Genomic DNA, 20,183 nt, shown 5'->3' with positions numbered 1-20,183 from the left:
TTAGAGCGGGTTGCTAAAGGATTCACTATGTTTATTCATTCAATTTTTCTGAAGGTGGACTAAATTATAGGCACAAGCATGGCATCAAAGCAAGTTGTTAACCACTTCATCATATACAATCGCATTCTCGTTAAAGTCTAATCTGAAGCAACGGGGTCTATATTCATCGTCGCTACTGATACTACCTCCTGGTCTACCACAAATGTCTTAGCAGCTAAGAAACCATTCTCATATAAAAGAATTTTTGCTCCATAGTACAATAGGTCTCCAGCATATCGTTTTAGTAAAAAAGGAACTTGCGTCTATTGACTCAAGTTCCTTCTACTATATTTTTCGCCGCTTTTCTCGCTCTCAAAAATCGGACTAAGTTCAAAACAATTACTTTTGAAACAGCATATGTCGGAACAGCCAAGACCATTCCAAGTACGCCTGCCAGGTTTCCTGCAACCAATAGAATAATGATGATTGTTGCTGGGTGCGTATCCAATGTTTTTCCTAATATCAACGGTGACAGGAAGTTCCCTTCTATTTGCTGGGCAACCAGGATGACGACTATTACCAATAAAGCTTTCGTTGGTGAATCAAATACAGCCACAAGCACAGCGGGCGTACCCCCAATGATTGGTCCAACATAAGGGATAATATTGGTGAAGGCTACAATAAGCGCTAAGATTAACGCATAAGGCATGTCAATGATTACATATCCAATAAAAGACAAGGTTCCGACTGCCAAGGCGACCATAACCTGCCCTTGGATGTAGGCTGACAATGTCTCCCCTGTTTCTTTTAAAATTTTTAGACCCTCATCTCTGTAACCGGTCGGTATAAAATTTGAAACGGCTTTTGGAAATTTATGACCGTCCTTAAACATGTAAAATAATAAAAATGGTACAGTCACAAGAATAATAGCTATATTGGTGATCATGCCAAAAAAACCCATAAGTCCTTTCGTCAGTTTATTTGGCAGTGTATTTGCATACTCCATTAACCGATGTTGCACCGTGTCGATAATTTCACTCTGCTCATGCCTAAAGCTTTTAAACTCAGATGACTTGACCACATTTGTTAAAAATTCGGTAGTCTCATGGGCATAGACCGGTAAATTATTGGCAAGATCAGTTGCCTGTTTTGACACAGCTGGAACGATGCTGCCTATTCCCAACACAAGAAGCCCGGCAAACCCAATATATATAACAAGTATGGCCACTATCCTGGGAAGCTTTTTGCGTTCGAGAAAATTCACCACAGGATTTAAAAGAAAATAGAAGAACCCTGTTATTAGGATTGGAAAGAAAATAGTTGTGAAAAAGATTCCTATAGGCCTAAACATAAATGTGATTTTTGTTGAAACGAAAATAATCGTTAAAATAAGTAAAATTTGAATCAGCCAAAATTGTATTTTAGATTTTCTCACGACCTGTACCTCTTAACTCAGATATTTTGGTAAAAGTATATCAAAGTCTTGGAATAATATACAGTATTATCAAGGTATTTTAACAAATATTAATTTTGATTCTCTTAAAATGATTGTTACATACAGGAAGGTAGTACCAATGTTTGAGTATTTTGCCTCTAAACAAAATGTATATTAGAATAATCCAATTTATTATCGTAAGAAAAGTATCTTATTATGAAATAAACTCACAGGTTTATCACTGTGCGTTAACTTATGTATTTGGCGGGACTGTGTGGGAATCGAACCCACCAGACCTGGCACGCAGGTCTCAAGCAGTTTTGAAGTTTGCTAGCATCTGTTTTTCTAGTGACTTCATATACCCTAAGGTATTGATAAATTAAGCTTTCTTGCTTCCTAGTGTTTTCTTTTAATTTGTAATTTTAAAAAATTGGGCAACAAGCATGGCACCAAAGTACCTAATAAAACCAAAATATGGCACATTAATTTAGTCAGGTTGATGCCAAATTATTTTCTTATATTAATCTAACAGAACAAAATTGTGAGGAAAATGATAATCAATTTAAACTCTAAAAAAATCTTGGTTATCACCCCCGAATTTAAAAAGAACATTCCACGATATAAATCATAGGAAAAATACAGAATTTATTATTATAATTCGGAATTTTTCATTATTATTCACATTTGAAACGTAATCACCAAAACCAAAAGAAGCTGCCCAAAGTTTTAATTTGGAACAGCTTCTTTAAGATAGTCGTAAAATAGATCATTATTGGAAAGTTACTATAATTTTTAGAGATTTAAAAATTCAGTATTCTAGGGTGTAAGCCCCGAGTTATATAACTTAAGAGTCTTGGAGTTTATTTATTTCTTTTTGTTAGCCTTCATAATTACATCGTAATTATACTCAGCACGTCCACCCTTGCCAGGAGCAGGTGCATAAGTAACCATCATTACTACTTTAGAATATTGAGAGCTTTGTAGCATATCACGAAGATCTACCTTATCACTTTCACTCATATTTAGGAGATTAGGGAATTTAATAACTTTGACATGATTGTCTTGCCCTTTTGCAACACCTTTCTTATATCCAATAAACTGAACTTGGTAATCCACATATTCCTTTGTTGCTTCTTCTAAACTCATGAAGCCCTTAGTCGTTTTCATGGCATCAATAAGCTCGCCATTTAGCTTAAGGTTTGATACGTACCATCCTGCTTCATTATAGCCCCAGTCTGTCATATAGCGGAATGCCACAAGGACCTTTTGACCCGTGTATTGAGAAAGGTTGAAACTTTCTGTTGTCCAACCATTTGAGCTACCCGTAAATCCTGGTAAATTTTGTTTTATTGTTGGATATCCATTGGCGACCACATCATCTCTTGTGTGATCATTCGTTAAAGAAGCCCACGTTTTTCCATTATCTGTTGAAACTTGAACAGCACCAAAATCCCATTGTTCTTCAATATTATATTTTGTATCAAAAGATAGGATTGGATTTGTTTTTCCTGTTAAATCAAGCTCTTTTATCAGGAAATTATCTGCTTGATCCCCTTGATTCCCCCAAAGTACTTCACCTTTTACTGGATCAGTTACTGTTTTCCAGTTCGAACCGAGGAAATCAAGACCTTTGAAATATAGATGGTCGATCTTCTTGTCAGGAGTAATCACTTTTACATCAGTTCCCCAAGCTGGTGCAAAAGAGTCTAATTTTGATGCTGCCTCTATATTAGGGTTAAGGTCAATGGAATTAAAATTATATGTCTTATTATCTCCTTGGTATTTTCCATCTAGCATTAATGCAATCATGAAATCTTGATATACTGCATTAAAGTCTTTTTTGCTACCCATTTCTTTTAGAACAGCATTAATACTATTAATACCTTGTAATTGGTTTTTGAATTCTTTCTGAATAAATTCCTTGCCAAATTGTTCGTATAAATAAAGCTGGAATAGATAAGCAGCCCCATAATCTCCTAGTATTTGAAGATCTGACTGATCTCCCCATTGCGTTAAGGAGTTCTTGAGGTTATTCATAAAGAAGTCGACGTGTGATTTTGAATGACCATATCCGACCTGATATTGAGCAAAATCAGATAATCCCTCGTTTATAAAGTTTTCTTCTGCACCATCACTGTCGTGGTGAAGTAAATGTTGAAACTCATGAGCAAAAGTCCCCTCGTATAGGAAAGGTTTCGCAGCATTTGGACCTGTCCGGTTTAACCAATCAAAACTGTCAATTGTCATGACATTTCTGTCCGTTAAATCACTTATAGTTGATGAAAAATATCCTGCAATATAACTAGGATAATTCGCATTATAATAACTATCATCTTTAATGTTATCAATTAGGATAACGACACGCCCAGATTCGTCCTTATATAAATCACCAAGAGAATTAGCAGCATGTTCTCCCTTTCTTTCAGCAGGGGCGCCAAAAAAGGCAACCTCTTGTTCATACATTTTTGTATCAAATTGATTTAAAAGATAGTTTACTTGTTCATTGGTAACGACAGATACTCCAGCAGCATTCCTTGGGTCTCCTGTAGGATACGCAAGATTATTCGCTACCCATACCTCCCCATATGTACCAACTCCTTTGAGAGTAAAATTCGTTAGTACATATTGTCCAGTTACATCATTATGTGTAACCCACGGTTTAACAGTCCCTACATCGCCCGGAGTTACGGATGAAGCCGCTCCAGCTTGTCCACTGTCTGATGAAGCTTCTCCGTATACATCATACCCACTTAAATTAAGTTTGTTATTTTTTAATACCTCTTCTACGGTTTCAGAGCGAAAGTCTGAACCTATCTCCTGCACTGCCGGATTTGGGTTATACCCTTTAACCTGCGCACTTCCCACGGAAGGAAGTAACATACTACCTACTAGAGCGGTAGTAGATAAAACGGATAAAAGCTTTTTGGATTTTTTCATTTTCGTCCTCCTCGCACCTTAATAATACTAATTACCTAATAATAGTATCAATAATATTATGAATATTTTGTCGCATTTAGAAAGCTAACACTGTTTTTTATCTTTTAAATATTATTTTTTTCGACAGGGTATAATCTTTCAGTAAATTTTAGTATTTAATCGTTCTTTTTCGACACAATTTAGACCAGGATGACGACTATTACCAATAAAGGTGATCCAGCCGACAAATAGTACTGTTGTCATTTCTTCCGTAGAGAATTCCCGCCCGTTGTAGTCCATAAGTGCTGATAGTTTATGTAGTATTCTCCGATGGTACGGCGTGTAGGCCCCTCGCCTTTTTAATCAATTGGGTATTGTTTATTCGCTCTAGACATAGAAAAAACACCTCCATGTTGTAATTATGGGTTTCATACCCATTTTTCAACATAAGGTGTTTTTATTTGTCTCATTTTTTTAGGTCAGTGCGTATCTGTATTTTAACATGAATTGATGGGTTTTTATACTATCTACTTAAAGAGGATAATACTACTCTATGGTTTTTGTTTAAAATAAACTAACCAAAAAACTAATAAAAATACATACAAAGACACTGCCTAACAACAAATTTGACGTTTTTATTTTCTTACCAATCAACCAATACATTATTCCAAATACAGCTAAAGGGACGAGTCCCGGCATAATCATATCCAAGTATTTCGTCAATGGTTCCGCAAATTTCCCACTACCTATCATAATTCCGGATAAATCTAATTGAACATAACTTGCAATCATACCTCCTATTGCTGTCAAACCAACAACACTCGCCGCATATGTGACTTTATCCATAATGCCTGTTTTTTCGGCATTTGTAATAAAATAAGCCCCATATTTATAACCAAAATTTAAACCATAATAACGAAGTAAAAAACCTGGCACGTTGAATAATAACAAGAATAAAAGCGGACCGATTATATTTCCTTTTGATGCAAACCCAATTGCTACTCCAGTAGCAATAATCCGTAACGTTCCGACAATTAATGAATCGCCAATTCCTGCTAGTGGTCCCATTAGCGATGTTTTCACTGCTGTAATGGCGGAATCATCAAATTCTGGATTATTTGCGTTTTCTTCTTCCATCGCTGCATTAATCCCCATTAATAATGATGATAATTGCGGTGTAATCGCCATAAAATCAAGACTTCTTTTTAATGCAGCTTCTGCCTTTCTCGAATCATTCTTAAACAAACGTTTAATAACTGGCACCATTGCATAAGAATATCCTAAATTCTGTTGGCGTTCAAAATTCCAAGAAGAATCTAATTGACAAGAACGCCAGAAGATTTGACGTATTTCTTTTTTCGTTAACTTTTCTGAATTAGAATTCATTATCGTCAATAACCTCCTGAACTTGATTATTTGAAGACGAAAGTCCTGTATTAAATAGTAAAATAGCGGTTAATACACAAGCAAATGCTGTTACGCCAAGTACACTTATTTTTAAATATGCTACTAATAAAAATCCTAAAAATAAGAAACAAGCCGTCTTTTTGCTCACAATCATCCTAACCAATAATGCAAACCCAATCGCCGGAATAATCCCCATTGCATAATTTAGACCCGAATTAACAAAATTAGGTATTATATTTACAAAAGATTGTATAGCTTTTGAACCTAAAAAGAATCCGGCAGAAGTCAAACCAGCTAACAATATTGCCTGACTAAAAACAGCAATGTAATGCATGCGATCAATTCCACTATAATTTGCTTCATTGGCATATTTGTCTGCTTTTGCAGCCAATAACGGAACCCAAACAATCATTAATAAATTCCATAACATTTGCATTAACATTGAAATTGGAACAGCTAATGCCACTGCTGTCGCTATACTAGAGTGTGTTACAATCACATACGATGTTCCGATAATAGATCCCGAAACCATATCTGGTGGGTTACTTGCTCCTATAGCCATCGCTCCTAACCAAACCAACTCTAATGTAGCCCCTACTTTAATTCCTGTTGTCAAATCTCCTAAAACAAGCCCCACTAACATTCCCATTACAATTGGTCGACTAATCATACTACTACCGAAATAACTGTTTAAATATCCTAGAATTGCTACTAAAAAGACAAGCAATGTTTGTGTTAACATGCCACGGGTCTCCTTTTTAAATTAAATTCATTACATCTTTAGCTGGCTCATCAGGCACCATTTGAATTTCCAAACGGATTCCTTTATCATTCATTTTACGTAGTAACTCACAGTCCTTATCAGAAACTGAAAAAGCTTTAGAAATTTGTCGTTTATTTTCTATTAATTTTGCACCTCCTAAATTAATCATTTTTATTACATCTACTTTTTCAGATAATCGATACGCATCTTCTACAGATTCTACAATAATCAATAATTTATATTTGTCTGTTACCCCACTATTTAAAGATGTTATAGAATCCTCTATACTCTTCATTACCAATCTTATTCCCTCGGGTTTTGCCATGCGTAAAGCTGCCATGCGTAAAGAATCTTTCGCAACTGCGTCATTGGCAATCAAAATACAATCTGTTCCTAATACTTTTGTCCATGAAAATGCGACTTGTCCATGTAATAATCGATGATCTACTCTCACTAACTTAATCATTAAAATCCCTCCGTATATTGCTTACTGTTTCTACTACTGCTTTGACATTTTCAATTGATACCTCTTCTTCTGCTACATGTTTTTCTTTAAAATAACTGCCGATAATTGCGCCGTCTGCATATTTAAACTGTTCTTTCATGTTTTCAGGAGTAACACCTGCACCAATAATGAGTGGAAAGCTCCCCAAAGTATTTCTGAATTGGATAATTTTCTCCGTTGAAGTTTCTTGTCCAGTTGCATCTCCTGTAACACAAATCGCATCACAACGGTCTTGTGCAATGATTAAATCTTGTTCTACCGTATTTTTCGATAGTACCGGTTGATATTTAAAACGTACTCCTCCTAAAATATATCCTGGATAATCTTGATACCATTTAGTAAAGAAAGCGTCTAACGTTTCTTCATCTCTAGGTTGTACATGCCCTACAACAGAGTCTAACTGTACAAAATTTGCTTCATATCCTTTGGCTAATTCAAATCCCATTTGATCGACATTTAAACAATTTACACCATAAGGAATAGGTAATTTGCATTTTTCAATATATTGCAATCCTTGTTCTAAATTTTTATAAGTACCAAAATAGTTTTCAATAATGACAGCATCTAATCCATTATTTACATAAACGTCTATTTCCCTCTTCAATCTTTCCATTACATCTTTCTCTGAGGTTCCTTTCAAATGTAGCATGCCAAAGATAACCTTTTTCTGTTGGAACATATCTAAAAAATTTCGATCTCTCATAATTGCCTCCAGTAAATTAAAACTCTTCTTCGATCATAGGACTTAATTGAACATATCGTATACCTTCTCGTGCCTTTTCAACAATTTCATGTGCTTCTTTCTCTCCAATTTTTTGTGTATACTCGATACAAACCATCAACAATAAATTTAAATTCGTACCAGCGAAAACCTTTACATTTTCATATTTCAATAATTGGCACATCGCACTACAAACACTCGCACCAAACAAATCCGTCAAAATAACATATTCTTTTTCTGCACTCACATCTGATGATATTTCTTTTTCAAGTTTCTCCACAAAATCATCCGCAGACATTCCCGGAAGTAAAGTATACGCTTCCAATTCATAAGGAAGATCTCCACATATCATATTGCCTGCATGTGCTAAACCCTGCGAATAATTTCCATGTGAAGCAATCACAATTTTGCGCTCCATCTTTAACACCTTCCCTAAACTTGTATTATGTTGTATTATACGAATATAGGTTAATACAAGATTGGCAGTGCTGTCAATGCTTTAATTTCAACTTTTTCATCTATAATGAAATGCACTTTTGAATTATAATGATATCAAGGTGGGAAATGGAATGGAAAACTTAAATCAATTGAATGCTATCACTTTACAAGAGCAACTTTATGCAATTCTTCAAAAAAAAATTCAAGAGGGGGAATATAAACCTGGGGAAAAGATTCCTTCTGAAGCACAACTAGAAAAAACATATAATGTTAGTCGTGTAACTGTAAGGAGCGTGCTACAAAGACTTGTGGATCAAGATATTTTGATTAAAAAAAGAGGAAAAGGGACATTCGTAAATAATGTTGTTCACACAGAAAATGTCCTAACCGGTGGAAGTTTTACTGAAACATGTAAAAAGATGGGTAGAATTCCTTCGACAGAAATCATTGCTTTTCACACTGAAGCGGTACATAATGAACTTTTTGCTGAATTAAAAGATAGAAAGAACGAAATAATTTTAATAAAAAGAGTGCGAAAAGTAGATGAAACACCTTGCATTTTAGAAATAGATTATTTACCAACCAACTATACTTTTTTAACAAATTTACAAGATTCTCTTTTAGAGCAATTAGAAAGAGAACTACACACTAAATTACAAATTTTCGAAGATTATTTTCAAATTATCTTTTCAACGAAAGAAATTGCTGAATTGTTAAATTGTTCAGTAGGGATGCCTGTATTAGAAGTAACGCAACATGTTTACAATTCAAAACATGAATTAGTCTATATCAATAAACAATATATTTTAACATCTAAATATGTTTATGCCGTTCAATATAAAAAGTAATGAAAAAAAGAAACTCATTCTGAATAATGATGCTATTCATTTTATCGAGATTAGATCGGCCACTTAAATGAAGAAGACGGGTTAATACAACAGTTAAGTAGCAAAGAAAAATGTTTATGAAGCAAAAAACACATTAAATGACTCTTTTCTACTTTACAATGTATTTTCTCAAACACTTCAAATTAACATGATGCAGTAGCAAGAAAAATGGATTGCTTATTATATGAAAGTCAAAAACAATAGCACATCATCACCAAATGAAAAGGTGATGATGTCTTGTTCTTTTATATCTATTTAACTGGACTCGCCATTGGTCTTTTGTGGCACGTGCTCACGTATCTGTTTGTATGAGAAACGACCAATGTTTCCCCTGTTAAGCCAGACATATTTACTTAATAGCTAGAAAAGAAGCCAAATATATGTCCATTACAAGGTCCAATAGCAGTATTCCAAATTCAGCGAACCTAAAATAAGGGAATGTAGACAATCTACTTCCCCTCACTCGCGACATTTTAGAATGATGTTCTACATATCGGAAAACTTCTCATTATCGAAAACATCTACATGAAAACGCATCGTTATTCGTTGTGCCAAAGGTTTATTTTGGTTCAAACTCAATCGTGCCTGCAAATGTGGAAGGCCAGCGATGAGTGCAGGGCCTTAAACCTTTATTCCACTCAGACCCTTTTTATTTAAAAGGGGTGGGGCATAAAACCCTTTAATAACTAGACCCATCTAATACCTCCTAGCCCCCGGAATTTTTTTGAAAAAAATTTACCCATATAGCAATTTTTGATGAATTCAAAGAAAATAAGAGCTATTGTTAAAAGAAACTTAGCTTTGTTGTAGATAATACTGGTATCCATTCAAAATACAATTACATTTCAAGGATATGAATCGATTAGTAGAATACATTTATTTATTAATAAAAGCTAAAATTGGATATAGGAAATCATCATTGATAACAAAAAAACATAATTGGATGTTAAAAACAAAATTTAAAGGACCATCCCACACTTGGTTTCATAAAGAGTTGAAAGGACATTTAATTTCTAAAAGTTGCATTTTGTTTGTGGAGAGTGCTTTAATTAAATAAATATTAGTTTCTTTCATTAAACCTAATTCAATCAAGTTATTTTACAGGCACAAGATCATGGTTTAAGACTACACATGGAACGTTTATGTTTCAACAAGGTGTTCATCCATAAGTTGTGTCAGAACGATTAGGACATTCGACAATCAGAAACAAGATAGACACTTATACTCATTTGTTACAAAATATGCAAAAATAAGCTGCCCTTCAGTTCGAGCAGCTCATAAAATAGCGTATGTAATTTTTTATATCGGTTGTACCAAAGACAATATTTTCAGTTGTTGGCCAACATCATTTCCACTTAATAAAACTTCTCAAAAACCTCAAAATCTTTGTTATATCAAGGTTGGCGGGACTGTGTGGGAATCGAACCCACCAGACCTGACACGCAGGTCTCAAGCAGTTTTGAAGACTGTGGAGGACACCAGTACCCCATTCAGCCCCATTAGGTGTATTATTTTCAATGTATAGGACTATGGTTTCACAGTCTCTTTACGAATGAAGTAAACGGTTTCGCTTACCCTTCATTTGAAACTATATTACAATGGAATATAGTATTTATCAATAGAATTGCCTGATTTGTCATTTTTTCGACAAGGTTTTCAATTTTCATATTTGAGTTTAAAGCATTTTTGAGGCTTATGTTTTGGACTAAATTGTGACGATTACTTGTCATTTTTCCTATAAACAGACTATAATAAGTAATAATATCGTTTTTTGTAGGTGAATAGCATGCTTCAAGGTTGGTTTTTATGGTTTATCCTATTTTGGGTAGTTTTTTTAGTTGGTTCGTTTGCCATTGGCGGTTTTTTTATGTTCCGCAAGTTTTTGAAAAAAATGCCGAAAGAAGATGGCAAGTCGGTAATGGATTGGGAAGAGCATTATGTAAATAACTCACGTCACTTATGGAATGACGAGGAGAAAGCGCTTTTAGAGGATTTAGTCAGCCCTGTTCCTGAGCTGTTCCGCGATGTTGCTCGGCATAAAATAGCTGGAAAAATTGGCGAACTGGCCATTCAAGAGAATGCACCTAAAATTACTCAAGAACTGGTGATTCGCGGGTACATTCAAGCAACACCTAAACGAGATCATAAATTTTTACGAAAAAAGCTTTTTCAAAATCAAATTGATGTTACGCCGTACGAGCATTTATTCTAAACCGTTCATCTCGAACGGTTTTTATTTTTGCCTAAATAAAACACTGACTCAAAAAGAATCAGTGTCCGATAATTAAATCATTTTTAAGCTATGCAGCTCTTTATAAAGCTTCTTATATGACATGTACATTGCCAAACGCCACGGAACAATCATGCTGAAGGCAAGAAGGAAAAACATGCCGCTTAATTGCCCGACATCTATTGTACTACTGAGGATTGATTTTAATACAAGGCGAACGGCTAATAAACCTACTAAAATAAAAATAAATGCCTTTGACCGCTTTAAGTAAATATCATTGTCACGAATTTCGAATTTAGAGGTTTTGATCAGTAAGATGGAAAATAACATGCCCACGACTACTGCCTCTAAAATTTCCATTGGGGTAAGTCTAAATTCAGGAACAAAATACATAAGTGCCCCGCTGGACATAAAAATAGGAGGCAAAATAATTTTTTTCACATTTGTAGGTTGTTTTGCAGCCTTCATGCGGACAAATATAACAAACAAGCCCATAAAAACTGCTCCAATTGAAGAAATAACAACGTAATTCATTGGATTCATTCTTCCCTTATCTATTTATTTACTTACTCATTATATATCAAATAATGAAATATGCTATAAATTTTTTCACTGTATATTTGTTCCTAAATATACTTGAAGAAAGGAAATGAAACCAAAAATAGAAAAAACCATTAAGAGTATCCTAATGGTTATGATTTCAATGCCCTATTAATGGCTTCAATTACTTGCAAATCATTGAAAGGCTTCACGATATAGTCCTTAGCACCCGATTCAATCGCCTCCATGATTACTTTTTTCTGCCCCATTGCCGAACACATGATCACCTTCGCTTCAGGAAATTCGCTGCGAATCATTTTGATGGCTTCAAGGCCGCTCATTTCTGGCATGGTAAGATCCATTGTAACAAGATCAGGCAATAATTCTCGGTAAAGCTTAACTGCTTCTTTTCCGGTCTCAGCTTCCCCTACAACCTGATAATTATTTTGACTAAAGAGTTGATGTAAAGTCTCTCTCATAAATTTCATGTCATCCACAATTAATATTCTTGCCAACACGTTTCCCCCCGAACCAATAAAACACCAATCTATCATATTTTGAAAATCCTAAAAGACTACCATAATAGCTTATATTTCATTTTACAGGATTTTTAAATAGTAAGGTGTGAGGGATATTTAAAATCCGGTAAATCCGCCAAACATTCCTTGAAAAGCAGTAATTATTTTTGTCATCCAATCAAAAAAGAGGACAATCCCCATGACAATCATGATATAGCCGCCAATTTTCATAATCTTTCCACTGTGTGTTTTAATCCATTTCATACGTCCAACAAAGAAAGATAATATAAAAAATGGGATTGCGAAGCCAAGAGAATATGCAAGCATGTACAAAACACCAGAGCCTGGATTTGATCCAGCTAGTAGAATAACTGCCGAGAGGATCGGACCTGTACAAGGTGTCCACCCTGCGGCAAAAGCCATCCCAATTAAAATAGACCCTATATAGCCAGAAGGACGATTCTTAAATTCAACTCTTCGATCCTTCATCATAAACTCTGGTTTAAATACACCAACAATGATTAATCCAAAGAAAACAATAAAAATTCCGCCTAATTGACGAATAATGTCTTTATATTCAGAAAAGAAACTTCCAATAAAAGAGGTCCCAAATCCAATTGCGATAAAAATAATTGAAAACCCTATTAAGAAAAATAACGTATGGAGCAAACTTCGTTTTTGCAGCATGGCATTTTCACTTTTCAGTTCCCCTACAGACATACCGGTTATGTAAGATAAAAACGCTGGATAAAGCGGCAAGCAACATGGTGAAATAAAACTTAAAAATCCTGCCCCTAATGCTAAAAATATATTTACATCAGACATATTAACACTCCCACTATAGTCGATACCCCTTCATTCTAACAAAACTTTTAACTAAAAGATAATGGTTACATGAAATTTTTGTGACTCAAGCAATAACATTTCAAAAAATATTCATTTTTACCAATTTTAAGCCTATAAGATTGGATATTTTTTTACAATATCTTTGAAATTATTTACATCATAGGTTATACTAGTAAAACAATCCCATATTTGTTGTCTATTATTCTATTTTTCCCAAATTTAGGAGTTACTCCAGAAAGGATTCTCGGCCGTGATCAAACAAGAATTAGTTGCATTAATTGAAAAAAAGCGAGCTGAATTAATTCAAGTCGCTACTACTAACGGCTTAACTTCCTCCGTAGCAATTCGCTATAGTCAGGAACTGGACAACCTTTTAAATGAATATAATAGAATCTATATAAAAAAAGTTTCATCATCAGCCTGTTAACATTTCCTGACCACAGGTTAAAAACGGATCAAAAGCCCGGCACTATCGCCAGGCTTTTTTTATTAATTAACTACGTCCTCCAAACGCCCAATCGCTCCGTTTTGTAAAAGGAACATTTTATGATATAAACCTTCTTGTGCAAGAAGCTCCTGATGCGTTCCGCGCTCCACAATTTCTCCCTGATGAAGCACAAGAATGAGGTCAGCATCCTGAATCGTTGATAATCTATGGGCTATTGCAATGGTAGTCCTTCCTTGACGCATTTTCGCAAGGGCCGTTTGTATTGCTTCTTCTGTTTCCGTATCTATATTAGCCGTCGCTTCATCCAGAACCAGTATTTTTGGATTTGCCGCAATCGTTCTCGCGAAAGCAATTAGTTGCCGCTGACCGCTTGAGAAGGTTGCTCCCCTTTCCACTACTTTATGGTCAAATCCATCATCAAGTCTATCAATAAACAAATGCGCTTGAACAAATCTTGCCGCTTCTTCTACTTGTTCATCTGTCATGTCCTCGTTATGAAGGCGAATATTATCTTTTACCGTCCCGTAAAACAAAAACGGATCCTGTAGGACAAGTCCCATTTTCTCTCTTAGCTCAGACTTGGTAAAGTTACGAATTGAATCTCCATCAATCAATATCTCACCACGTTCGAATTCGTAGAAACGCATCATTAGATTAATGATGGAACTCTTGCCGCTTCCGGTATGGCCGACAAGTGCAACCGTTTCTCCTGGATTAGCAGTAAAGGAAATATTTTTAAGAACGTCCCTCTTCCCATCATAAGAAAAACTTAAATTCCTGAATTCAATTTTTCCTTCTTCAATTGAAATGGTCTTCTCTTCCTTCTGAGCAGGAGCCAATTCTACCTCATCCAGCAATTTAAATACCCTAGAGCCAGCTACGATGGCCTGCTGGTATAGAGACAGCCGCATCATCATTTGGTTTACCGGTTCAAAAAATCGATCCAAATAATTTATAAACGCATAGATAACCCCAATTTCTACACTATGTTGTAAGGAAGTTATTCCAAAATAGCTTAGGACAATGATCAGTGCAAAAATATAAATCAAATCAATTGCCGGTCTTAATAGCAAGCCATCAATTTTAATATTTTTCATACCCGCATTGTAGTGCTGCTCATTAATATCGCCAAACTCTTTTCGAAGGCGTTTTTCCTGACGAAATACTTGAATTATTGACATACCCGACAAAGACTCGCTTAACTTTGCATTCAGCTGGCTTAGTCTTTCACGCATATAAAGATAGTATCGTGAGCTTAATTTTCTGTATAAATTCATGACAAATAATAAAATCGGGATAATGATGACACAGAACAAGGCCAGCTTCACATTCAAAATAAACATAGCAATAAAGATACCAGTCAGCAAAAATCCACTTTGAATAAATGTCGATATTACGGTTACAAACATATCTTTAATCGCTTCTGTATCATTCGTTACCCGCGACACAATACTGCCAGCAGGCGTTTTATCAAAATACTTCAGACCTAGTGCTTGGACCTTTGAAAAAACATCAATTCTAAGCTGTTGGATAATATATAAGGCAATCTCCTGAAATTTCACAAATTGGAAAAACATCAAGATCGCTTTTACTACTTGAATTCCCATGTAAACTGAACCAAGAATCAATAAAGGCTGGAACTCAAGCCTTCCTGGTGTTAAATAATCATCAATAAAGATTTTAACTAATAACGGAAGGACAATATCCCCGATCGTTGTTAGCAACAAAAGGATAAAGGCAATACTGATCATTTTTTTATGCGGTTTTGTATAGGAAAGAAGACGGAATAAGACCTTTCTTTGTTCACGTTCTGACAAATGCTCTTTCTCTTCCATATTAATGTCCTCCATGCTCGACCAGCTCTTCTAGCTGCTGGTGTAAATACATTTCCTTATACCATCCGTCTAATTCCATAAGTTCCTCGTGAGTGCCTCTTTCCATGATCTTCCCATCTTCTAAAACAAGAATGAGATTGGCATGTTGGATGGCACTTAAACGGTGTGAAGTAATGATTGTTGTTTTTCCTTCGCGATTCTGTCTTAATGACGAAAGAATTGATTCCTCAGTTTTGGCATCTACCGCTGATAATGAATCATCGAGTACTAAAACCTCAGGATTCATTAATAGCGCCCGAGCTATGGAAATCCTTTGTTTTTGCCCTCCAGATAATGAAACTCCTCGTTCTCCTACAACCGTGTCATATCCATCGGTAAATTGGAGTATATCATCGTGTATATTGGCTAGTTTCGCTGCATTTTTAACTTCCTGGATTGAGGCAGTTGGATCTGTAAAACCAATATTCTCAGCAACTGATGCCGAAAATAAGAAATGATCCTGCGGAACATAACCAATTGCTTCACGTAATTTTTCCAGCTTATAACCTTTCAGTGTCTTGCCTCCAAAAAGAATGTCCCCATCATATCCTTCAAACTCCCGTATCAGTAGCTTTAACAACGTTGTTTTTCCTGCACCCGTTTTACCAACAATCCCAAGTGTCTCACCTTGTTTAAGTGAAAAATTGATATCTGTTAAGATTGGCCTTGATTCTCCCGGATAAGTAAATTCTGTGATTCTGTAATGGATATCACCACATGGCACAACATTCAAGGCCTTCTTGTCATCAATAATGTCTACCTTTTCACTTAGGAGAGCAGCTACACGGTCATAGGAAGCTCGACCGCGTTCAACAATGTTAAATAACCAGCCAAATGCAAGCATTGGCCAGATTAATAAACCCAAATATGTCGTAAACGAGATTAACTCTCCAATCGTTAATTCGCCATTAAGGACATATTTCGCACCAAATGCAATCGATAGGAAAAAAGAAATGCCGACGATAATGGAAATAGTAGGGTCATAGAGGGAATCAATTTTTGCTACAACAATATTTTTTTGGACGACATCTGCCGATTGTTTGCGGAAATCTTCAATATCTTCCTGTTCCTGTCCAAACGTTTTGATAACCTTTATCCCTGTAATGCTTTCTTGCGTTTTGTCATTTAGGGATGAGAAAGCTTCTTGTGCCTTATAAAAACTTTTGTGGAGCATGGTTCCAAACCAGTTTGTCAACAGTGCCATAAAAGGCATCGGAATCAAACAAATTAAGGTTAACTTCCAACTGATTGTAAACGCCATTGCGATAATGACAAATCCGCCTGTCGATAAGGAGTCTACAAGAGTTAAGACTCCTGCCCCCGCAGTTTGTTGAATAGCTGACAAGTCGTTTGTAGCATGTGCCATCAAGTCACCAATTCTGCTTTTCTGATAAAACGATGGTGACATCTTGGTAAAATGCGAATACAAACGATTTCTTAATATCCTGCTAAGTTTTACCGCTGAACCAAAAATCATAATTCTCCAATAATATCTGAGACCATACATCATAAGTGCGACAGCAATCAGAACCACAACCCACTCGATAAGCATTCCTTTTGTGACCGTGCCGTCATTAATATGGTCGGCAATAATACCAATTACTTTTGGTGGAACTAACTGCAGCAGTGCTACTAGTAATAAAATAAGAACCCCTGATATGTACGCTTTTTTCTCCTGTTTAAAAAACCAGCCTAAGTCTAAAAAGACCTTCATAAAACCCCCCCAAAGACAAAAAAATAATGCTAAAAAGCTGCTTGCAAAAATTTAAATGCCAAATATCAATATTAGCTTGCAGAGGTTTTATTTTATCAAATATTTATAAAATAATAAAGATTTAGAAATCACAAGTTTAAAAACATGAAAAAAGCACTCATATACATGAGCGCTTGTCCATTTTATTTAGATTGCTGCTTGTTCATTGCTGACATCATTTGGTTGATTTTCTTTTGCGAAGGCTTCATTCCCATTTGCATCATCATCATTTTTAACATTTGTTCATTGATTGGCGGATTTTTCTTTAAGTAGCTTGTTATATAAAGGTTTCAAGGCTACGTAAAGGAAAACCTTAACCACTCATTTTTGACAATTTATTACCAAATATTAAGTCGCATTTTCTTTGAGAAAAGTTAACCATATTTTAGTACAGTTTGTCAAGGAAACTTTAACCAGTTTAATAGCTTTTGGTTAAACCATCACCTATTTATTGGTTAAAAAGTGGTTGATGTTTTCTGTGTGTTTTTGACTTTTTTAAAAGGTGTCAACTCATCTTCTACTATTCTAAACTGCCTATGTTTTCCTTGTAACTTAATACCTGACTCCGTTGTTAAGAACATAGCCGCAACAAAGGCAGAAAACCGTTTAATATTCATGTATTACTTATATTCAACTAGCACTATCCACTTCTCATGATAAAGCTTCATTTTCAATGAAAAAGTAGTGGTGGAAAACTGTAAAGCGGTCATAGAAGGTTGTACTCTTTAAACAAACAACCTTTATTTCAAACCTGTTTTCAATGTAGAAAAGCTTCTTAAATTACATCTCGAATATCCACAAGATAAATGTCATCTTTACAAACTAAAAACAGCTTATACTTTCGCCCTACTGAATAATCATAGTTAATGATGTCATTCTCTTCAGTTACAGGAAGATAACTTTGGATTTTCTTATTTTGAAATGAATATAGATGAATTTGTCCTTTATGATTATAACCATGTCCAAATAGGATATTATCTTTCCAAATTGAAAAGGCATGGCTCCCCACAATTGGCGTTTTTTTTAAGGGTTCATGGTTAAATAACTCATAGTCAGTCATATTATGTATAGCTAACAGAGGGAAGTCCGAATAGTAATACAAATATACAGCTTGATTTGAGTAGACATTCAAAGCATAACAGTCATCAATGAAAGGAATTTCATTATTGCTCGGAGTTTGAACAAATCTTACAAAATCAAATATTTTTACCCCTTTCTTATCAAAGCAAAGTAGCCCGCTTGCTCCGATAGAATTTCCAAATACTCCTTCATCAAAATAACTAGTCCAAATATCACCATCCTTGGTAGTTTGGACATCTTCTATTCCATCACCCATATGAAAGTAAGAAATCAAATTCAGATTCTCATCGTAAACAAAGGCATTATGTGTTGTATCATTCTTTGCATTGGCATTTACAAGCAGCCAATTCTCCCCCAATGGCTGGGCATAGTGAAAAGGTTCTTTTGAGGGAGGAATAATTATTTTCTTTACTCCCCATTCTGCATCATAAAAAATCGAATGATGGTATTTTCTTCTTTTTTTAGTTGAAGTTAGTAAAATTACTTTACCCTCGCAGTCAATACTAATATTTCTTGTATCATGCTTTCCAGCAATCTGATTAATGTTGAATTGATGAATTGCTTTAATATGGTTTACCAATAGTATCACCCTCTTATTTGGTCAAGAACAGTTCATCAAACTGAAATTTGTACTCACTAGGTGCTTTTTCACTTGAGCGATAAATTTCCGCTCTTAATCCTGTTCTTCCCTTAATTGTGACTTGTTTCTTGGTAAGACTAATACTTCCCAAAACATACGGGACATTAAATGTTTCAAAGACCCCTAGAGGAATCACACGCTCTTCTCCTGTTGCCTTTTGAAAAATATGTAACTCATAAACTGCTTTTACATAGTTCCTTATGATAGTTTCTCTTGTTACTCTATATTGAATAGTTACATTGTATTCTTTATTTTCTTTAAAGGCATAAATAAGCGGTGTTTGCAGTTTATGCTTTTGGATATACTCAATTGCACTTTCAATTTTGTCCTTTTCTAAGTGGTCAAAATTTGTAATATATCTTAGTCCTTCAATTAAGCTTTCTAATAATAATTGTTCTTTCATTTCTTGTGATGATTGTTTAAATCGTGTGTAATCAAATATTGCATGAGTGTACTGAAACCAGTCTTCCTTACTAGTGCTAATATCAATAGCTTCTTCTAAAGAGTTTACTAAATCGATATAAATTTCCTTATAGCTTGGTAAACGGATATCGTATCTGCGGAGAACATCAGAAAAGATGGTTGCATACATATTCTGATAGAAATAAACATCCACATCATCATTAAATCGATATCGGTCGCCAAGGACACGAACTCCTATCAACTTTGTATCTAAAGGTCTCGGATTCTCTCTAAAATTTTCAATTATCCTCAATTTATGATTCATACGATTTTGTATTATAAGTTGCTTTTTGTTATCATCCAAATGTTTGAGTGCTTCTTTGGAATGAGGGGCATCTTTAGCAGCCGTACTAATATCTCCTAAAAGTCCCTCAACATCAAAATCAAATTCTTTCTTAGATGGGGCATATGCTATACGAGGAATAGTTTCTTGTATTAAACCTAGTGCAAGATGAAATGTCTCTACGGATAATTTCCTATTGTCTTCAAAGTTGGAGAAAATCTCTACCTCAGGATGAATCCCATAAGGCATAAGTATTTTTTCTTCCCGCTTCATAGGTGCGTTATTCAAAAATTTAAATGATATACTATTGTATACACTACTATAGTTCTTCATGATTGTATGTTTGCTAAGGAATAACTCCAGAACTTCCAAAGTTCTGTTGGATTCACTTTTATCTTTATAATCATGAAAATAAATATCAATTCTCAAATTTAGACCCCCTCCCACTGTTTTTAAAC

At 35.0% G+C, this 20,183-nt stretch carries 18 protein-coding genes, 1 tRNA gene and 1 pseudogene; 3 read left to right on the top strand and 17 right to left on the bottom strand.

What is annotated here, in order from left to right; translation table 11 throughout:
- Positions 1–137: 137 nt before the first annotated feature.
- From QNH20_RS10310 to QNH20_RS10275, 8 genes are all read right to left on the bottom strand, one after another.
- Entirely contained in the window at positions 138–260 is a 123-nt protein-coding gene (locus QNH20_RS10310; RefSeq protein WP_283922794.1) for a hypothetical protein, read from the bottom strand.
- 50 nt (positions 261–310) lie between these two features.
- A complete protein-coding gene (locus QNH20_RS10305; RefSeq protein WP_283922793.1) occupies positions 311–1,414 on the bottom strand; it encodes an AI-2E family transporter in 1,104 nt (367 codons plus the stop codon).
- An 864-nt stretch (positions 1,415–2,278) separates the two neighbouring features.
- Positions 2,279–4,351 carry a choice-of-anchor J domain-containing protein gene (locus tag QNH20_RS10300; RefSeq protein WP_283922792.1) on the bottom strand — a complete coding sequence of 691 codons (2,073 nt, stop codon included), beginning with the start codon at positions 4,349–4,351 and terminating at the stop codon, positions 2,279–2,281.
- Between the two features lie 543 nt (positions 4,352–4,894).
- On the bottom strand, positions 4,895–5,716 hold the full coding sequence (locus tag QNH20_RS10295; protein ID WP_283922791.1) for a PTS system mannose/fructose/sorbose family transporter subunit IID: 822 nt from the start codon (positions 5,714–5,716) through the stop codon (positions 4,895–4,897).
- Entirely contained in the window at positions 5,706–6,479 is a 774-nt protein-coding gene (locus tag QNH20_RS10290; RefSeq protein ID WP_283922790.1) for a PTS mannose/fructose/sorbose/N-acetylgalactosamine transporter subunit IIC, read from the bottom strand. Before QNH20_RS10290 ends, QNH20_RS10295 begins: the two co-directional genes overlap by 11 nt.
- A 16-nt stretch (positions 6,480–6,495) precedes the next feature.
- Positions 6,496–6,966 (bottom strand): PTS sugar transporter subunit IIB, encoded by a 471-nt coding sequence (locus QNH20_RS10285; RefSeq protein ID WP_283922789.1) that lies wholly within the window; start codon positions 6,964–6,966, stop codon positions 6,496–6,498.
- Complete coding sequence (locus QNH20_RS10280; protein ID WP_283922788.1) at positions 6,959–7,708, bottom strand: BtpA/SgcQ family protein; 750 nt, start codon at positions 7,706–7,708, stop codon at positions 6,959–6,961. The genes QNH20_RS10285 and QNH20_RS10280 overlap by 8 nt, the downstream gene beginning before the upstream one ends.
- Before the next feature lie 16 nt (positions 7,709–7,724).
- A complete protein-coding gene (locus QNH20_RS10275; RefSeq protein WP_283922787.1) occupies positions 7,725–8,144 on the bottom strand; it encodes a PTS sugar transporter subunit IIA in 420 nt (139 codons plus the stop codon).
- A gap of 151 nt (positions 8,145–8,295) precedes the next feature.
- On the opposite strand from QNH20_RS10275, the gene QNH20_RS10270 reads away from it, so the two are divergent.
- Positions 8,296–9,012, top strand: coding sequence for a GntR family transcriptional regulator (locus tag QNH20_RS10270; RefSeq protein ID WP_283922786.1), 717 nt, complete (start codon positions 8,296–8,298; stop codon positions 9,010–9,012).
- 1,440 nt (positions 9,013–10,452) lie between these two features.
- On the opposite strand, the gene QNH20_RS10265 is transcribed toward QNH20_RS10270, so the two are convergent.
- Positions 10,453–10,549 (bottom strand) — tRNA-Sec (locus tag QNH20_RS10265).
- Between the two features lie 288 nt (positions 10,550–10,837).
- Here QNH20_RS10265 and QNH20_RS10260 point away from each other — a divergent pair.
- Positions 10,838–11,263: a DUF2621 domain-containing protein gene (locus QNH20_RS10260; RefSeq protein ID WP_283922785.1), complete on the top strand. Its 426-nt coding sequence runs from the start codon at positions 10,838–10,840 to the stop codon at positions 11,261–11,263.
- Positions 11,264–11,335: 72 nt separating this feature from the next.
- Here QNH20_RS10260 and QNH20_RS10255 read toward each other — a convergent pair whose 3' ends face one another.
- From QNH20_RS10255 to QNH20_RS10245, 3 genes are all read right to left on the bottom strand, one after another.
- Positions 11,336–11,815: a CcdC family protein gene (locus QNH20_RS10255; RefSeq protein WP_283922784.1), complete on the bottom strand. Its 480-nt coding sequence runs from the start codon at positions 11,813–11,815 to the stop codon at positions 11,336–11,338.
- A gap of 158 nt (positions 11,816–11,973) precedes the next feature.
- Positions 11,974–12,336, bottom strand: coding sequence for a response regulator (locus QNH20_RS10250; protein WP_283922783.1), 363 nt, complete (start codon positions 12,334–12,336; stop codon positions 11,974–11,976).
- Between the two features lie 120 nt (positions 12,337–12,456).
- Positions 12,457–13,164, bottom strand: a complete 708-nt coding sequence (locus QNH20_RS10245; RefSeq protein WP_283922782.1) for a cytochrome c biogenesis CcdA family protein — start codon at positions 13,162–13,164, stop codon at positions 12,457–12,459.
- 271 nt (positions 13,165–13,435) lie between these two features.
- On the opposite strand from QNH20_RS10245, the gene QNH20_RS10240 reads away from it, so the two are divergent.
- On the top strand, positions 13,436–13,612 hold the full coding sequence (locus QNH20_RS10240; RefSeq protein ID WP_283922781.1) for an aspartyl-phosphate phosphatase Spo0E family protein: 177 nt from the start codon (positions 13,436–13,438) through the stop codon (positions 13,610–13,612).
- Between the two features lie 62 nt (positions 13,613–13,674).
- Here the strand turns inward: QNH20_RS10240 and QNH20_RS10235 are convergent, their stop codons facing one another.
- The 5 genes and pseudogenes from QNH20_RS10235 to QNH20_RS10215 form a co-directional block, all read right to left on the bottom strand.
- Positions 13,675–15,468 (bottom strand): ABC transporter ATP-binding protein, encoded by a 1,794-nt coding sequence (locus tag QNH20_RS10235; RefSeq protein ID WP_283922780.1) that lies wholly within the window; start codon positions 15,466–15,468, stop codon positions 13,675–13,677.
- A gap of 1 nt (position 15,469) precedes the next feature.
- Positions 15,470–17,221, bottom strand: a complete 1,752-nt coding sequence (locus QNH20_RS10230; protein WP_283922779.1) for an ABC transporter transmembrane domain-containing protein — start codon at positions 17,219–17,221, stop codon at positions 15,470–15,472.
- A 182-nt stretch (positions 17,222–17,403) separates the two neighbouring features.
- Positions 17,404–17,544: pseudogene (locus QNH20_RS10225) on the bottom strand (YneF family protein); the annotation flags it as partial.
- Between the two features lie 491 nt (positions 17,545–18,035).
- Complete coding sequence (locus tag QNH20_RS10220) at positions 18,036–18,920, bottom strand: hypothetical protein (RefSeq protein WP_283922778.1); 885 nt, start codon at positions 18,918–18,920, stop codon at positions 18,036–18,038.
- A 13-nt stretch (positions 18,921–18,933) separates the two neighbouring features.
- The gene (locus QNH20_RS10215; protein WP_283922777.1) at positions 18,934–20,154 is read right to left on the bottom strand and encodes a hypothetical protein; all 1,221 of its coding nucleotides are present in this window, start codon (positions 20,152–20,154) and stop codon (positions 18,934–18,936) included.
- Positions 20,155–20,183: the final 29 nt, after the last annotated feature.

It is taken from the genome of Neobacillus sp. WH10 (assembly GCF_030123405.1).
GTDB lineage: Bacteria > Bacillota > Bacilli > Bacillales > Cytobacillaceae > Neobacillus.
The sequence above is the reverse complement of the archived record's forward strand: the minus strand, read 5'-3'. Positions and strand labels throughout refer to the sequence as shown.

Coding starts and splice junctions, on each gene's coding strand:
- QNH20_RS10270 (WP_283922786.1), top strand. CDS start 8,296: ATGGAAAACTTAAATCAATTGAATGCTATCACTTTACAAGAGCAACTT.
- QNH20_RS10245 (WP_283922782.1), bottom strand. CDS start 13,164: ATGTCTGATGTAAATATATTTTTAGCATTAGGGGCAGGATTTTTAAGT.
- QNH20_RS10285 (WP_283922789.1), bottom strand. CDS start 6,966: ATGATTAAGTTAGTGAGAGTAGATCATCGATTATTACATGGACAAGTC.
- QNH20_RS10275 (WP_283922787.1), bottom strand. CDS start 8,144: ATGGAGCGCAAAATTGTGATTGCTTCACATGGAAATTATTCGCAGGGT.
- QNH20_RS10255 (WP_283922784.1), bottom strand. CDS start 11,815: ATGAATTACGTTGTTATTTCTTCAATTGGAGCAGTTTTTATGGGCTTG.
- QNH20_RS10295 (WP_283922791.1), bottom strand. CDS start 5,716: ATGAATTCTAATTCAGAAAAGTTAACGAAAAAAGAAATACGTCAAATC.
- QNH20_RS10260 (WP_283922785.1), top strand. CDS start 10,838: ATGCTTCAAGGTTGGTTTTTATGGTTTATCCTATTTTGGGTAGTTTTT.
- QNH20_RS10290 (WP_283922790.1), bottom strand. CDS start 6,479: ATGTTAACACAAACATTGCTTGTCTTTTTAGTAGCAATTCTAGGATAT.
- QNH20_RS10280 (WP_283922788.1), bottom strand. CDS start 7,708: ATGAGAGATCGAAATTTTTTAGATATGTTCCAACAGAAAAAGGTTATC.
- QNH20_RS10235 (WP_283922780.1), bottom strand. CDS start 15,468: ATGGAAGAGAAAGAGCATTTGTCAGAACGTGAACAAAGAAAGGTCTTA.
- QNH20_RS10300 (WP_283922792.1), bottom strand. CDS start 4,351: ATGAAAAAATCCAAAAAGCTTTTATCCGTTTTATCTACTACCGCTCTA.
- QNH20_RS10230 (WP_283922779.1), bottom strand. CDS start 17,221: ATGAAGGTCTTTTTAGACTTAGGCTGGTTTTTTAAACAGGAGAAAAAA.